The sequence below is a fragment of the Pseudomonas sp. IT-P171 genome, from assembly GCF_949767765.1.
In the GTDB taxonomy this organism is placed as follows: Bacteria; Pseudomonadota; Gammaproteobacteria; order Pseudomonadales; family Pseudomonadaceae; genus Aquipseudomonas; species Aquipseudomonas fluorescens_B.
The window spans coordinates 136,491-151,295 of the sequence record NZ_CATKQN010000060.1 but is presented as its reverse complement, the minus strand read 5'-3'; the positions used below and the strand labels follow the sequence as shown (position 1 = coordinate 151,295).

The 14,805-nt window shown below is 59.8% G+C and carries 14 protein-coding genes; 4 read left to right on the top strand and 10 right to left on the bottom strand.

Annotated elements, in window-relative coordinates:
• Positions 1-23 precede the first annotated feature (23 nt).
• Positions 24-2,633, bottom strand: a complete 2,610-nt coding sequence (gene acnB / locus ACM6I5_RS29765; protein ID WP_017339421.1) for a bifunctional aconitate hydratase 2/2-methylisocitrate dehydratase — start codon at positions 2,631-2,633, stop codon at positions 24-26.
• Between the two features lie 567 nt (positions 2,634-3,200).
• On the opposite strand from acnB, the gene ACM6I5_RS29760 reads away from it, so the two are divergent.
• A complete protein-coding gene (locus tag ACM6I5_RS29760; protein ID WP_017339420.1) occupies positions 3,201-3,671 on the top strand; it encodes a DUF1289 domain-containing protein in 471 nt (156 codons plus the stop codon).
• A gap of 147 nt (positions 3,672-3,818) precedes the next feature.
• Here ACM6I5_RS29760 and ACM6I5_RS29755 read toward each other — a convergent pair whose 3' ends face one another.
• Positions 3,819-4,682: a universal stress protein gene (locus ACM6I5_RS29755; RefSeq protein ID WP_017339419.1), complete on the bottom strand. Its 864-nt coding sequence runs from the start codon at positions 4,680-4,682 to the stop codon at positions 3,819-3,821.
• A 160-nt stretch (positions 4,683-4,842) separates the two neighbouring features.
• On the opposite strand from ACM6I5_RS29755, the gene ACM6I5_RS29750 reads away from it, so the two are divergent.
• From ACM6I5_RS29750 to ACM6I5_RS29740, 3 genes are all read left to right on the top strand, one after another.
• Complete coding sequence (locus ACM6I5_RS29750; protein WP_017339418.1) at positions 4,843-5,451, top strand: tRNA-(ms[2]io[6]A)-hydroxylase; 609 nt, start codon at positions 4,843-4,845, stop codon at positions 5,449-5,451.
• 244 nt (positions 5,452-5,695) lie between these two features.
• On the top strand, positions 5,696-6,403 hold the full coding sequence (locus ACM6I5_RS29745) for a winged helix-turn-helix domain-containing protein (RefSeq protein WP_017339417.1): 708 nt from the start codon (positions 5,696-5,698) through the stop codon (positions 6,401-6,403).
• Positions 6,404-7,690: an ATP-binding protein gene (locus ACM6I5_RS29740; RefSeq protein ID WP_017339416.1), complete on the top strand. Its 1,287-nt coding sequence runs from the start codon at positions 6,404-6,406 to the stop codon at positions 7,688-7,690. It abuts the gene before it with no gap.
• Positions 7,691-7,755: 65 nt separating this feature from the next.
• On the opposite strand, the gene ACM6I5_RS29735 is transcribed toward ACM6I5_RS29740, so the two are convergent.
• From ACM6I5_RS29735 to ACM6I5_RS29700, 8 genes are all read right to left on the bottom strand, one after another.
• Positions 7,756-8,550 carry a MipA/OmpV family protein gene (locus ACM6I5_RS29735; protein WP_414885230.1) on the bottom strand — a complete coding sequence of 265 codons (795 nt, stop codon included), beginning with the start codon at positions 8,548-8,550 and terminating at the stop codon, positions 7,756-7,758.
• Between the two features lie 321 nt (positions 8,551-8,871).
• On the bottom strand, positions 8,872-11,121 hold the full coding sequence (locus ACM6I5_RS29730; protein WP_414885229.1) for a TonB-dependent siderophore receptor: 2,250 nt from the start codon (positions 11,119-11,121) through the stop codon (positions 8,872-8,874).
• A 99-nt stretch (positions 11,122-11,220) separates the two neighbouring features.
• Positions 11,221-11,709 (bottom strand): GFA family protein, encoded by a 489-nt coding sequence (locus ACM6I5_RS29725; RefSeq protein ID WP_017338231.1) that lies wholly within the window; start codon positions 11,707-11,709, stop codon positions 11,221-11,223.
• A 57-nt stretch (positions 11,710-11,766) separates the two neighbouring features.
• On the bottom strand, positions 11,767-12,198 hold the full coding sequence (locus tag ACM6I5_RS29720; RefSeq protein ID WP_414885228.1) for a PaaI family thioesterase: 432 nt from the start codon (positions 12,196-12,198) through the stop codon (positions 11,767-11,769).
• Between the two features lie 206 nt (positions 12,199-12,404).
• Positions 12,405-12,893: a copper chaperone PCu(A)C gene (locus ACM6I5_RS29715; RefSeq protein ID WP_414885227.1), complete on the bottom strand. Its 489-nt coding sequence runs from the start codon at positions 12,891-12,893 to the stop codon at positions 12,405-12,407.
• Positions 12,893-13,498, bottom strand: a complete 606-nt coding sequence (locus tag ACM6I5_RS29710; protein WP_017338234.1) for an SCO family protein — start codon at positions 13,496-13,498, stop codon at positions 12,893-12,895. The genes ACM6I5_RS29715 and ACM6I5_RS29710 overlap by 1 nt, the downstream gene beginning before the upstream one ends.
• Before the next feature lie 233 nt (positions 13,499-13,731).
• Positions 13,732-13,968: a hypothetical protein gene (locus ACM6I5_RS29705; RefSeq protein WP_414885226.1), complete on the bottom strand. Its 237-nt coding sequence runs from the start codon at positions 13,966-13,968 to the stop codon at positions 13,732-13,734.
• Positions 13,969-14,111: 143 nt separating this feature from the next.
• Positions 14,112-14,729 (bottom strand): DNA-3-methyladenine glycosylase family protein, encoded by a 618-nt coding sequence (locus ACM6I5_RS29700; RefSeq protein WP_017338235.1) that lies wholly within the window; start codon positions 14,727-14,729, stop codon positions 14,112-14,114.
• Positions 14,730-14,805: the final 76 nt, after the last annotated feature.

Below are 14,805 nucleotides of genomic sequence, written 5' to 3'. Positions count from 1 at the left end.
GCGTTTTCTACAGCGTTGTAACGTTAGGCTTGAACGACCGGGATATTGGCGTTCGCAGCAGCCTCACGGAACTCGGCGATCTGGTCGAAGGACAGGTAGCGGTAGACATCAGCCGCCATGCTGTCGATCTTGCCAGCGTATTCCATGTACTCCTCGACGGTCGGCAGGCGACCCAGGATGGAAGCAACGGACGCCAACTCAGCCGAAGCCAGGTAAACGTTCGCGCCGTCACCCAGACGGTTCGGGAAGTTACGGGTCGACGTCGACACCACAGTCGAGTTCGGCTCTACACGTGCCTGGTTACCCATGCACAGCGAGCAGCCCGGCATTTCCATGCGTGCGCCGGCCTTGCCGTAGATGCCGTAGTAGCCTTCTTCGGTCAGCTGGTGAGCATCCATTTTGGTCGGCGGCGACAGCCACAGACGGGTTGGAAGCTGACCCTTGACCTGATCCAGCAACTTGCCGGCAGCGCGGAAGTGACCAATGTTGGTCATGCACGAACCGATGAACACTTCGTCGATCTTCTCGCCAGCAACGCTGGACAGCAGACGGGCGTCGTCCGGATCGTTCGGCGCGCAGAGCACAGGCTCTTTGATGTCGGCCAGGTCGATTTCGATGACTTCGGCGTATTCGGCGTCAGCATCGGCAACCATCAACTCAGGGTTGGCAACCCAGGCTTCCATCGCTTGAGCACGACGTTCCAGGGTACGCGCATCGCCGTAGCCTTCGCCGATCATCCAGCGCAGCAGGGTGATGTTGGAGTTCAGGTACTCGGTGATCGACTCTTTCGACAGCTTGATGGTGCAACCGGCAGCCGAACGTTCGGCCGAGGCGTCGGACAGCTCGAAAGCCTGCTCGATGCTCAGGTTGTCCAGGCCTTCGATTTCCAGGATGCGGCCGGAGAACGCGTTCTTCTTGCCTTTCTTCTCAACGGTCAGCAGGCCAGCCTGAATCGCGAAGTAAGGAATGGCGTGAACCAGGTCACGCAGGGTGACGCCCGGTTGCATTTTGCCTTTGAAGCGCACCAGGATCGATTCCGGCATGTCCAGCGGCATGACGCCGGTGGCTGCGGCGAACGCAACCAGACCGGAACCGGCCGGGAACGAAATGCCCATCGGGAAACGGGTGTGCGAGTCACCACCGGTACCGACGGTGTCCGGCAGCAGCATGCGGTTCAGCCAGCTGTGGATGATGCCGTCGCCCGGACGCAGGGAAACACCGCCGCGGGTCATGATGAAGTCTGGCAGGGTGTGGTGGGTGGTCACGTCGATCGGCTTAGGGTAGGCCGCGGTGTGGCAGAAAGACTGCATCACCAGATCGGTCGAGAAGCCCAGGCACGCCAGGTCTTTCAGTTCGTCACGGGTCATAGGACCAGTGGTGTCCTGAGAGCCGACGGTGGTCATTTTCGGTTCGCAGTAGGTGCCAGGACGAACGCCTTTGCCTTCTGGCAGACCGCACGCCTTGCCGACCATTTTCTGTGCCAGGGTGTAGCCCTTGCCGGTGTCGACAGGTGCTTCAGGCAGTTTGAACAGATCGGTAGGGCCCAGGCCCAATTCGGCACGCGCCTTGTCGGTCAGGCCGCGACCGATGATCAGCGGGATACGGCCGCCGGCACGAACTTCGTCCAACAGGACCGGGGTCTTCATTTCGAAGGTGGTCAGGACTTCGTCAGTGCCGTGTTTGCAGACTTTGCCAGCATGCGGATACAGGTCGATCACGTCGCCCATGTTCATGTTGGTGACGTCGAATTCGATCGGCAGTGCGCCGGCATCTTCCATGGTGTTGTAGAAGATCGGAGCGATCTTGCTGCCGAAGCAGAAGCCGCCAGCACGCTTGTTCGGCACGTAAGGAACGTCGTCGCCGAAGAACCACAGCACCGAGTTGGTGGCGGATTTACGCGAAGAACCGGTACCGACCACGTCACCGACGTAAGCGATAGGGAAGCCTTGGCCGCGCATTTCTTCGATCTGCTTCATCGGGCCGGTAACGCCCTGGACGTCCGGAACGATGCCGTCACGGGCCATTTTCAGCATGGCGAGGGCGTGCAGCGGGATGTCCGGGCGGGACCAGGCGTCCGGGGCAGGGGACAGGTCGTCGGTGTTGGTTTCGCCGGTGACCTTGAACACGCGCAGGCTGATCTTGTCGGCCAGGACCGGGCGGTTGCGGAACCACTCGCCGTCAGCCCAGGACTGAATCACGCCTTTGGCGTGTTCGTTGCCGTTACGGGCTTTTTCCGCGACGTCGTGGAACGCATCGAACATCAGCAGGGTGTGCTTGAGTTGAGCGGCGGCAACAGGAGCCAGTTCGGCGCTGTCGAGCAGGTCAACCAGGGTCACGATGTTGTAGCCGCCCTGCATGGTGCCGAGCAGTTCAACAGCGCGCTTCTTGTCGATCAGAGGGGAGGTGGCTTCGCCTTTGGCCAGGGCAGACAGGAAACCGGCCTTTACATAGGCCGCTTCGTCCACGCCAGGTGGAATGCGATTGGTGATCAGGTCAACGAGGAAAGCTTCTTCGCCAGCCGGGGGATTCTTCAGCAGCTCGACCAGGCCTGCAGTTTGTTCGGCGTTAAGCGGCTGGGGAACGATACCCAGTGCTGCACGCTCTTCGATATGTTTGCGGTAGGCTTCAAGCACAGTTATTACCCTCATCAGTGGTCCCAAATGGGTGTCCGGGACGCTCATCCCGAAATTGCCGTACTCATGCGCTGCGTGGCGTTGTGGGCCACTTAGCCAGAATTACCGACAATTCCTTACAGAAGCTGCTTTCAAAGTTTTACGCCTGCAGAACGGGGAGCTGATGAGGGTTGGCGTAGAGCTTTTCCCCGCTGGAAAAACCCTTCGCCAACACCGCTCTGAAGGAACGACTGTGCTCGTGACGCTTTGAAAACAGCTTCTAACGGACATTGGCGCCTTAAAAGGCTGGCTGATTCTACGGCAAAAAAAATTTAAAGGTAAGTGAGGGGCTATTGGACTTTGGTGGCGAGTCGCGATGTGTGCCTGCGTGTGCAAGGCAAGGCGGGGGATGCCGCTGATGGTTGTTCCCTTGGCAAATCCCGCGACGCCACCTCGCGCACGTAGGCGCGCAACGCGGCCGGCACCAAAGTCCAAGAGACCCTCAGCCCTTTCACTTTGAGGGGTGATGAATGTCAGACAAAGGGCTAACATGCCGGCCTGTTCTGCTTTCCCGTGTTTTTCTTATCTATGCCAAATCAGACCATCAAGACCCCCTGCGTCGGCCTCTGTTCCACTGTTTACGGTGACTTGGTCTGCCGTGGCTGCAAGCGTTTCCACCATGAAGTGATCCACTGGAACGGTTACAACGAGGAAGAAAAACGCGCGGTATGGCTGCGTCTCGAACAGCTGTTGTCCCAGGTGATGGCCGGCAAGGTAGAAATTTTTGATCCGGCGCTGCTGAGAATGCAGCTGGAACAGCGCAAGATCCGCTTCGTGCCGCATCAGTCGGAATATTGCTGGGCCTATCAGCTGATCGCTCGCGGGGCGCGGGTGATCAACAATCTGGACGCCTACGGGATGGTCCTGCTGCCGGAGTTTCGCGAGTGGAACCTGCCTGAGCTGCGGGATGCGATTGATCGGGAATTCTTTTTGCTCTCTGAAGCGCATTACCAGCGCTACATTGCGCCGGGCTTCCTCAAGGACGCCTTCGGCGGCTGACTCTCAGTCCTGTGGCGCTCCCGCTCGACTGCGCAGCAGTCGCAAATCGGCTGGCGAGTATTACCTGATAACACTGCGCCGTACGAATTGGGGTCGCTTCGCAACCCGGCGGGAGCAAGCTCCCTCGCCACAAATGCACCGCAAGTCTCAATGATGAGACACGATCTCCTGCAGATGGTCCTCAATCTCCAGCGTTTTCAGCACCAGCACATCACTCTCCACTGCATCCAGCACCACTTCCGCTGTATTCCCGATCAACGCCCCGGACAACCCGGACCGCGCCACGGTGCCAATCACCGTCACCGCCGCACCCAGTTTGTGCACCATGTACGGAATCAACACATCCGCCGGACCTTCCGCGATATGCAGGTGCTCATCATCAATGTCGAATTCGGCCTGAAACGCCTTGCACTGGTCACGATAACGCGCCTCGATCGTTTCACTCAGCTGCAACGTCGGGTCGGCCGCCGACAGCATCGGTGACGGATGGGCGCTGACCACATGCAGATGCGCCTTGGCCAGACTGGCGATGTCATAACCGTAATCGATGATGGTGTTGTGCAGGTGGCGGTGTTCGTTATCGGTATTGCCGACGTCGATCGCCGCCAGAATCACGCCGCCCGTCCAGGGCTTCGAGGTTTTGACCAGCAGCACCGGCGTCGGGCAAAAGCGCAGCAGTTTCCAGTCCGCCGGGGTCAGCAGGGCTTTTTTCAACGAGCTGTCGGGATAATGCTGTTTTATCACCAACCCGCAACCTTCCGCCTGCTGCACATCGACAATGGTTTCGTGCAGGCTTTCGTTCCACGCCTGCTCTGTAGTGACGCTGTAGCCGTCCTCAAGCAGCGCCGCCTTGAGCACGCCGAGCATGCCGCTGTGGTCATGCTTGCGGTCACAGACCAGCAGATGCAGATGCGCCTGGGTCACGCCGGCAATCAGCTTGGCCCGTTTGAGCGCCAGGCTTTCCGAGTGTTGGGGCTCGATGACCACCAGAATGCTGCGAATGGCTTGCATGATCGGGATCTCCAGAGGTTAAAAAAGCATGGCGTTGCACAACTATAGTTGTTGCGAGGCAACCGGGGAGTTGATGCATATCAACGGTCGTGACTGGTGGTCTGGCGGCGGGCCGGTATAATCGGCGCCCTTCGTTTTGAACCCTTTATCCGTGAGCCCCATGATCCTTCCCGAAATTCACGAGTTCCTTGGCTGCCGCACCCCTGACGGCTGGGTCCGGGCCGCGCTGGCCGATCAGGAAACCTTGCTGATCGACCACAAGAACTGCGAATTCAAGGCCGCCAGCACGGCATTGAGCCTGATCGCTAAATACCACTCCCACGTCGACCTGATCAACCTGATGTCGCGTCTGGCTCGGGAAGAGCTGGTGCATCACGAACAGGTCATGCGCCTGATGAAAAAGCGCAAGATCGAGCTGCGTCAGTTGTCCGCCGGGCGATACGCCTCGGGCCTGCGCAAAGTGGTGCGCAGTCACGAACCGGTCAAACTGGTGGATACCCTGGTGGTGGGCGCGTTCATCGAAGCCCGCAGCTGCGAGCGTTTCGAAGCGCTGGTGCCGCATCTGGACGAAGAGCTGGGCAAGTTTTACTTCGGTTTGCTGAAAAGCGAGGCCCGACATTTCCAGGGGTATCTGAAACTGGCTTATCAGTACGGTGACGCCAAGGATATCGCTCAGGTGATTGACCGGGTTCGTGCCGCCGAGCAGGAGCTGATCGAGTCGCCGGACGTGGAATTCCGCTTTCACAGTGGCGTCCCTGCTGCGGCGTGAAGATCAAAAGAGCGCCGCCTCGTTTCACTCGACAGCTCCTGCATTGGAGCGCATTTCCTGTAGGCGCTGTCGAGTGGAACGAGACTGCAATCTTTGCACGTGAATTGTTAAAAACTCTTAAGAGTATGAAAGATCACTGAAAACCGGCCCAAGAGGCCGGTTTTTGCTGCCTGGCATCACCGTCCCGTCACCGATTGGCGCCATAATGCCGCCCACTTCACTCAAGGGTTGGCAAGCGTTCGTTATGGATAACCTGGGTTTTGGCAAAGTATTGCTGGTGGAAGACGATGAGAGGCTCTCCGGGCTGATCGCGCATTTCCTGTCCCAACATGGCTTTGAGGTGTTGCAGGTGCACCGCGGTGACCTCGCGTTGGCGGCTTTCCTCGACTTCAAACCGAAAATCGTTGTACTCGACCTGATGCTGCCGGGCCAGAGCGGCCTGCACGTATGCCGCGAGATCCGCAGCGTGTCCGACACGCCGATCGTCATCCTCACCGCCAAGGAAGACGACCTCGATCACATCCTCGGCCTGGAATCCGGCGCTGATGACTACGTGATCAAGCCGATCAAGCCACCGGTGTTGCTGGCTCGCCTGCGCGCGTTGCAACGTCGGCAAACGCCGGACAGCAGCGTTTGCTGCGCGCTGGAGTTCGGCCATCTGAGTATCGACCGCAGTTGTCGCGAAGTGCGGCTGGCGGGCGAGGGCATCGAGTTGACCACCATGGAGTTCGAGTTGCTGTGGTTGCTGGCCAGCGCCGCCGGCAAGATTCTGTCCCGCGATGACATACTCAATCGCATGCGCGGCATCGCTTTCGATGGGCTCAACCGCAGCGTCGACGTTTACATCAGCAAGTTGCGCGGCAAGCTCAAGGACAACCCCCGCGAACCGGTGTGCATCAAGACCATCTGGGGCAAGGGTTACCTGTTCAATCCGTTCGCGTGGGAGCTGTAAATGCTGCGGTTATTTCTCGGGCTGTTTCTGGTGATGACGGTTGGCCTGGTCCTGGGGTTGCAAACCGTCGAGCGCACGTTCGATGCGCTGCTCGACGGTCAGATGCAAAGTTACAACCGAGAGGCGGTGCGTGGTCAGGCCTGGTCGCTGGTGGAGCAATTGCGCGGCCTCGACAATGAGGCCCGGGAACGCCAACTGGAAGCCGTGCGCCCTCACTATGGTTTGGGCCTGAGCCTGGTCGAAAGCGCTCAACTGGCCCTGACCGATCAGGAGAAAGCCGAGTTGGCCCAAGGCCAGCTGGTACTTCGCGACAAGTACACGCAGTTCATCTCGCGCATTGACGACGGCGCCCAACTGCTCAGCATCAAGCTGCCGGCCGAGCCGAGCCTGATGCCGTTCTACATTGCCACGGCCTATCTGATGATTGCGGTGATGATCGGTCTGGTGTTGATTTTCTGGGTGCGTCCACACTGGCGAGATCTGGAAAAACTGCGCCTGGCCGCCGAGCGTTTCGGCGATAACGACTTGTCGTCGCGTATCCAGCTGTCAAAGCGCTCGAACATCCGCGACCTGTCCGAACACTTCAACCTGATGGCCGCGCGTATCGAAGGCCTGATCGCCAATCAGCGCGAGCTGACCAACGCGGTGTCCCATGAGTTGCGCACGCCCATTGCGCGACTGTCGTTCGAGCTTGACCAGCTCAAGCAACAACCCGACCCGACCCGGAACCGCGAGCTGATTGCCGACATGTACGCCGACCTCGGCGAGCTGGAGGAGATGGTGTCGGAACTGCTGACCTACGCCAGCCTCGAGCGCGGTGCCACGGTGATCACGCGAGAAAATATCCAGGCCAACAGTTGGCTCGACAGCGTGGTCGGCAGCGTGGCGCTGGAGGCCGAGGCGGCCGGGGTGCAGCTGCTGATTGTCGAGTGTCGTGTCGATGAGGTGCGCATCGAGCCACGCTTCATGGCGCGGGCGGTGATCAACCTGCTGCGCAATGCCATTCGCTATGCCGAGGCGCGGGTGGAAGTGTCGTTGGTGCGCACCGGCGATCATTACGAAGTTCAGGTCAATGACGATGGGCCAGGCGTGCCGATGGCCGGACGGGAGAAAATCTTCGAGCCGTTTTCGCGCCTGGACGCCAGCCGTGATCGCCGCACGGGTGGTTTCGGTTTGGGCCTGGCGCTGGTCCGGCGGGTGTCGCAGTCCCATGGCGGGCAGGTGGAAGTGGCGGATTCGCCGTGGGGTGGGGCTTCGTTTCGTATGACGTGGGCGCATCAGGATTAATTGTGGCGTTCTTGCGTACGCCATCGCGAGCCTGCTCGCGATGGCGTCATCCGCATCACCTCAAATCAAAAGCTGTACACCACCTGCCCAGCCAAGGATGTCTGCATCCGCCGCTCGACAATCGGGCTGTCCGCGGCCTCTTTGGCCAGATACTGCACCGCCAGCACCGTCGACACATTCCATTGATCATTGACCGGCAACGACCAGGTCAAATCCGCCCCGCGACTCACCAGCCCGCCATGAGCGTCATACGCCCGAAACTGAGTGCGCGACGCCTGACCAGCGCTGACGCCGTACCAGGTGCGCATGTAATCGCCGTCGCCAAACTGACTGTTGAGGCTGCCGACGACCTTGCCATGCTCACCTTCGTAAAACGGCGCGCTGATGCTGAGTTTCAAGCGATTCCAGGCTGAACCCGTGTCCTCATCGTCATCGTCATCGTCCTTTTCCAGCGCATGTTCAAAACTCGCGCCGAGAATGATCGGCCCCATGTGATACGTGCCGTCGAGCCCCAACACCGGGCGGGACTTGATCGAGCCCATGCCGTCCAGCTCGTCCGAACCTTTGAACCCGGTCTTGCGATCCTTGCGCACATCGCTGGCGCCGACGTACACGCTGAGGCCGTAGTCATCCTCGTCAAAGGCCCAGCCCAGACCCTTTTGAGTGTCGAGAAAGACACCGTAAGGGCTGACGATTTTTCCACCCAACAGCGGCGCCACGACGCGTTCATCGCTGCCGCTGTAACGCGGCGCACTGGCCGCGCCGGCACGCAGGCTGTAATGCCAGTCTTCGGCATGCACGGAATGGGAGGGCAGGAACAGACAGAATGAAGTGAGCGACAGCGACAGCGAACGAAGCATGGGAGCACCCGAGGGGAGATTGGATGCGCCCATGCTAGGCGGGTGCCGGCGGGCAATCTTTGACAGCTTTGTCGGGAAACTGTCAAAGACTGTGAACGGAGCTGACCGTACAGCGAGCAACCTGTGGCCAGGGAGCTTGTTGTGGCGAGGGAGCTTGCTCTCGCTGGGGCGCGGAGCGGCGCCAAAAAATGGGCCTGCTGCGCAGTCCAGCGGGAGCAAGCTCCCTCGCCACAGGGGCAGTGTTTAGCCACAGGGTCAGTGTTTAGCCACAGGGGCGGTGCCTGGCCTCAGTGTCGCACCACAGTTCAGAGTGACCTCAGCTTAGAAATCCCACTTGGTGGTCAGCATCAGGTTGCGCGGCTCGCCGTAGAACGTCGTACCGAAGTTGCCCAGGCCCGTCAGGTACTTCTTGTCGAAGACGTTGTTGGCGTTGGCGGTGAAACTCAGGTGCTCGTTGTACTGATAACGGGTCATCAGGTCGACGAGGGTATAGCCGCCTTGTTTGAGCGAGGTGCTGCCCTCGGTCGGGCTGAAGCTCTGGCCGTAGAACGCGCTCTGCCAGCTGACGCCGCCACCGACGGTGACCTTGTCCAGTGCGCCAGGCAAGCGGTAGGTGGTGAACGTACGCACGACGTGTTCCGGTTTGGTGGTGGCCAGCGGGAAACCGTAGATCCGTTGCTCGTCCTTGTCGCGGGTACGGGCATAGGTATAGCCGGCCGACAGGTTCCAGCCATCGGACAATTCGCCCGCCAGTTCCAGCTCCACGCCTTTGGTGGTGGCGCCGGGGATGGCTTCGTAAACGTCCTGCCCGGTGGTGTCAGTGGTGACGTATTGGGCGATGTTCTCCTGCTCGATGCGGAAGAAGGCCAGGCTGGCGTTCAGTTTGCCTTCGAGGTACGCCGCTTTCAGACCGGTCTCGTAGCTGTTGCCTTCAACCGGCTTCAGGGTCGAACCGGCGGCGTCCTTGTAGGTCTGCGGCTGATAGATGTTGGTGTAGCTGGCGTAGACCGAATACGTGTCATCCAGGTCATAGATCACACCGGCGTAAGGGGTGACGACGCCGTGTTCCTTGTAGCTGGTCTGGGTGTCGGTCTGGCCGGCGCCCGGGTAGTAGCTGTAATCCTCGTTGTACTTGAAGGTGCTCACGCGGCTGCCGAGGATGATCGACAGGTCGTCGGTCGGGCGCAGGCGCGTGGCCAGGTAAGCACCGTTCTGACTGGTGGTGCGCTCGTACTTGCCGTTTTTCGGGAAATCCTGTTCCGGCAGGTCGCCGTTCCAGTCATAAATGCTGCCAGGGACATTTCCGGCACCGGGGATAACGCTGTTGAATGTCGCGCCGGTCTGGCGGGCATGGGACGTCATGAAACCGGCCACCAGTTCGTGCTCGCGACCGCCCAGGGTGAAGGGTCCGGACACGTTCACGTCCGCCGTGTTTTGCACGCGATGACCTTCCCAGCGGCCCCAGTAAAGGAACATGCCTTCACCGGTGGCGCGGTCCGGTGCGCCGCCGCTGGCCGAGGCCAGGCGCGTATCGTGATCGGTGGTTTTCTGGTTGAGATTGACCTTGAGTTTCCAGTCATTGGCCAGGGCCTGCTCCAGCGACGTGAAGTAGGTGACCGTGTCGAAATCACGACGGCTCCAGTCGGCGCCCGGGTTGAAGCTGCGCGAGAAGTCGGTGCGGCCGCCGTCGGCGAAGTACACCGTGTTGCCGGTCCAGGAGGTGCCGCGTGGGGTGGCGCTGGACTTGTCGATGCCGAAGGTCAGCAGGGTGTCGTCCGACAGGTCCGCTTCGAGGATGCCGTAAAACAGGTCTTTCTTCTGGCTGTAGTGATCGATGTAGGAATGCTTGTCCTGGTACGAACCGACGAATCGGCCGCGCACACTGCCGGTATCGTTCAGCGGACCGGAAATATCGCCGGTGGTGCGGTAGCTGTCCCACGAACCGACGGTGCCGCTGATCGAGGCCTTGAATTCCTTGGTCGGCTTCTTGCGAATCAGGTTGACGGTGGCGGACGGGTCGCCCGAACCCGTCATCAGGCCGGTCGAACCCTTGACGATTTCGATGCGGTCGAGGCTGGCCGCGTCATCGCTGTTGTTCGGGTTCTCACCGTAGACACCGTCGTACGGCTGGTTGACCCCGTCGTACTGGAAGTTGGTGATGGCAAAACCGCGGGCGGAAAACTCGGTACGGTCACTGTCGTATTTTTGCGTCGACACGCCGGGGGCATTGCGCAACGCGTCGCTGACACTCTGCACGCCGCGATCGTCCATTTGCTGACGGGTGACCACGGTGACCGATTGCGGCGTTTCACGGGGCGACAAGGCCAGGCCGGTGGCCGAGGACGTTGAGCCCGTGGTGTAGGAATGGGTGTCCTCGGTGGTCGCGCCCAAGCCTACGGCAGAAATACTCGTCGCACCCAGTTGCAGCGCGCCGTCGTCTTTGGGCGCCGGTTTGCTTTCCACCGTTTCGGCGGCGCGGGCGTTGCAGGAAAGGCTCAGCAGAGCGGCTGGCAGGGCCAGTGCCAGGGGGCACAGGGCAAAACGAAAACGGGCGGCAAGTGGGTGCGACATGGAAATCCCTTTGTATCGAATCGTTCGGTAAGTGAAAGGCTTCTGAGGGTTAACCGAACGAAAAACGCAAAGGGGAACTGCCGTGTGCAAAAAAATGAGCTAGCGGACCACATCCAGGCGCTCATGCCACTGCGCGATGGATTCCTCGGGCCAGGTTTCGCACTGCCGATCACCGTGATGCGGCGCAACCTCCACCCACGGCGCTTTCGAGCCAAGCATCACGTGCGTGTATTCGGGTGGCACAGGTAGCGCGGTGTCGATGGCCGAGGCGAACGGGTGGATCAGCTCTGGCCATTCAGGGCTGAACAGCCACAACCCCGAGCCACAGACCGAGCAGAAGTGCCGCTCTGCCGTGCTGCGGTGGGCGCGTTTGTCGCCTTCGTCCTTGAGTCGCGCGTGATAGATCGCAATGGATTTGCGACCGCGCACCTTGAGGCTGGCGGCATCACCGGCGATGTTGACCGAGTAACCGCCGCCGCCCTGGGTCTTGCGGCAGATCGAGCAGTAGCAACGTTGATAAGGGTAGGGGTGGGCGCTGTTCAGACTGAACGACACGGCGCCGCAATGGCACGAGCCTTCGAGTTGCATGGAATAACCTCCAAAAGATTGGCTGTTACTTCCCTGACCGCCCCGAAAACCGGTGGTTCACTGCTGGATCGGCACCAGGATCGCATCGCCGGTTGCCACCAGCTTCAACTGATCTCCGGTTTGTGCGAACAGTTCGGCGCGGGCAAACACCTGTTTCTTCCCGGCCTTCACCACCTGGCCGCGCGCAATGAACACTTCACCGATGGCGGGCGCCAGGCAATTCACCGAAAAATGCGCCGCCAGGACATTGCCAGCGACCGTTCCGGCCGCAAACCCACAGGCGGTATCGAGCAGCGCGCCGATCAGGCCGGCATGCAGGAAGCCAGCGTATTGCGCCATGTCAGTCTCGCGAAAAGCCATGGTCAGTTCCACCTCGCCGGGCTCGGCGCGAGTGACGTCGAAACCGGCCCAGCGGTTGAAGGCGGACGTTGAATTGATCTTTTTGAGTGCATCAAGCATGGCGAATCCCTCCGGTTGAGGCATCAACATGCGCCGGGTTCCGGGGGATGTCATGGTGGATAAAGGAGGGTGATGGGCCGGTGGATTGATGGTGAATATTCAGGCCTCATCGCTAGCAGGCTAGCTCCCACAGTGGATCTCCAGTGTTCATGAGACAGCTGTGGGGGCTAGCCTGCTAGCGATGAACGATAACGCGGTCCCACTGAACGCCACCGATGTCCGGTGACTTCCAGCGATCAATGCATTTTGCTGTGGTCCGGCATATTCAGCGCTCGCGCCTGAGCCTCAACCTTGATCGACTCCTTCTCGCCATTGGCGTTTTCGACAGTCAAGGTCAGCGGCACTGTGTCGCCTTCTTTGACCTGGCCGACCAGGTCGATCAGCATCACGTGATAGCCATGAGGATTCAGGGTGACCGCTGTCCCTGCGGGCAAGGCAACGAACTCGACGGGGTGCATGCTCATCACGTCGTTTTTCATCGTCGACTCGTGAATCTGCACAACTTTCGCGACCGGTGTTTGCACGCTTAGCAGTTTGCTGTCGCTGCTCGCGGTGATCGTCATGAACGCGCCGGTTGCTTGTTGCCCGGCAACGGTGGCACGTACCCAGGCGTCTTCCACTTGAGTCTGGGCTGAAACCTGAAGCGCCGTTCCCAGCAGAAAAAGCCCCAGGACAGCCGTTTTAACGCGCACATTGATGGCGGTTTTAATAGCATTCGAATTCATCAGCAGACTTCCATAACGGTTAGCAAGTCTTCCGTACACTCTTGTGCAGAAAGGGAAGGGGAAAGCCCGACGCGCAACCTGCCCCTTGTGTCATACACATAGCTGGTCGCTGTATGGGAGAGCGTATAGGTGGAGCCGCTCGGGATTTTCTCATAGAACACCCCGAACTCCTTGGCCGTTTCCGCCGTTTCCTCGAGTGTCCCGTGGAGCGCGACAAATGAGGGATCAAACGTTTTGACGTAGGCATCCAACACCGCTGGCGTATCCCGCTCCGGGTCCAGCGTGATGAAGACGACCTGGAGAATATCCCCGTCTTTTCCCATCAGCTTCTTGATCTGCACTGCGCGAGCCAGGGCGGTGGGGCATACCGCCGGGCACTGTGTGAAGCCGAAGAAAATCATCGGCATCAAACCACGAAAGCTCGAGAGCGTCGTGAGGTTGCCTTCTGAGTCTTTCAGCTTGAATGTCCGTCCGAGGATCTTGTCGCTCAGGTCCTTGCCGTACTTGTACGACAGGCTGACGCTATTGTCACAGCCAGCGAGGAGGCCGAGGCTGAACAAGCCCATACCTGCAACCACCTGGCGACGGGTCAACGAAACGCTCATGTTCTACAGACCTTTAGATGCGCCCGAACGGATAATCAACCTCGGACAGGACGTCTTTGATGCATGCCGGTTTAGCGGAGGGGAGCGATTATACGCGTCAAAGGATTATTCATAACTTGCGACAAACTGACGCAGCGAATTCCCCAACCGGCATCGGTTTTCGGGTCAGCCCTTGATCTCCATCGGGCTGCCAACCAATTTCTGATGGCTGTCGCCGAGGATGGCGGCGTTTTTCAGCTCCACGGATACGTCGAAATCGCCCGCCGCGCCGCGCCGCTCATGCGTACCTGGCGCTGGTTTGCGTCGGCATGCAGTTCAAGGCTCTGGGTACTGTTATCGTCGAGCTTGAACCGTGTGGTCAGGTCGACCGAGGAAAACACATCAGTGTCGAACTGAGCCAGCGCCTCCAGCTTGAGTTGCGGTGGAACGGCAGTGAGGCCCTGGATGGCTGATTCAAATCCTTCGGCCATTGCCCCAAGCGCAGTGCCGGTGGCTGTTAATGTGTGGTGAATGGGCTGACGCGATCGCTAGCAGGCTAGCTCCCACAGTGGATCTCCAGCGTTCATGAGACCCCTGTGGGAGCTAGCCTGCTAGCGATGAACGATAACGCGGTCTACTTGTTGGTCACCCGCCACAAATACCACGCCGCCACCGTCCGATAAGGGCTCCACCCCAACCCGATCTCCACCATCTGTTTACGCGTCGGCTGCACTTCCAGCCCCTTCAACCGCCGATACCCCTCACGCACCCCGAAGTCATCGGCCGGCAAAATATCCGGCCGCTCCAGGCTGTAGATCAGCAGCATCTCAACCGTCCAGCGGCCAACCCCGCGCAACGTGATCAACCGCTCGATCAACGCCTCATCATCCATCGCCAACGCCGTTGCATAATCGGGTACCACACCGTCCAGCGCCGCTTGAGCGATGCCCTGAATCGTCGCAATCTTGCTCGCGGAAAAGCCGCACCCGCGCAGCTGATCAAACCCGGTCGCCAGAATCTGATCAGGGCGCGGAAACGCCGTCGAAGGAAACAGCGCCAGCAACCGACCGACAATCGCATCCCCGGCTTTGGCGTGCAGTTGTTGATAGGCAATCGCCCGCACCAGCGACTCATACGGATCGCGCGCCGCATGCGGCTGGTGCAGACAGGGTCCGATGGCCGCGATGTGACGCGCCCAGTCATCATCAATGGCCCTGAGAAACGCCGTCGCTGGCAAGTAAGGATCGGTCAAGCGTTCACCCCAGGTTTAAGCACTGCGGAATGGCTGTTCGAGCGTGTTCATCGAATGTCCTTCTTCATGAAAAACA

Coding starts and splice junctions, on each gene's coding strand:
- ACM6I5_RS29760 (WP_017339420.1), top strand. CDS start 3,201: ATGCCAAATCAGACCATCAAGACCCCCTGCGTCGGCCTCTGTTCCACT.
- ACM6I5_RS29755 (WP_017339419.1), bottom strand. CDS start 4,682: ATGCAAGCCATTCGCAGCATTCTGGTGGTCATCGAGCCCCAACACTCG.
- ACM6I5_RS29750 (WP_017339418.1), top strand. CDS start 4,843: ATGATCCTTCCCGAAATTCACGAGTTCCTTGGCTGCCGCACCCCTGAC.
- ACM6I5_RS29745 (WP_017339417.1), top strand. CDS start 5,696: ATGGATAACCTGGGTTTTGGCAAAGTATTGCTGGTGGAAGACGATGAG.
- ACM6I5_RS29740 (WP_017339416.1), top strand. CDS start 6,404: ATGCTGCGGTTATTTCTCGGGCTGTTTCTGGTGATGACGGTTGGCCTG.
- ACM6I5_RS29735 (WP_414885230.1), bottom strand. CDS start 8,550: ATGCTTCGTTCGCTGTCGCTGTCGCTCACTTCATTCTGTCTGTTCCTG.
- ACM6I5_RS29730 (WP_414885229.1), bottom strand. CDS start 11,121: ATGTCGCACCCACTTGCCGCCCGTTTTCGTTTTGCCCTGTGCCCCCTG.
- ACM6I5_RS29725 (WP_017338231.1), bottom strand. CDS start 11,709: ATGCAACTCGAAGGCTCGTGCCATTGCGGCGCCGTGTCGTTCAGTCTG.
- ACM6I5_RS29720 (WP_414885228.1), bottom strand. CDS start 12,198: ATGTTGATGCCTCAACCGGAGGGATTCGCCATGCTTGATGCACTCAAA.
- ACM6I5_RS29715 (WP_414885227.1), bottom strand. CDS start 12,893: ATGAATTCGAATGCTATTAAAACCGCCATCAATGTGCGCGTTAAAACG.
- ACM6I5_RS29710 (WP_017338234.1), bottom strand. CDS start 13,498: ATGAGCGTTTCGTTGACCCGTCGCCAGGTGGTTGCAGGTATGGGCTTG.
- ACM6I5_RS29705 (WP_414885226.1), bottom strand. CDS start 13,968: ATGGCCGAAGGATTTGAATCAGCCATCCAGGGCCTCACTGCCGTTCCA.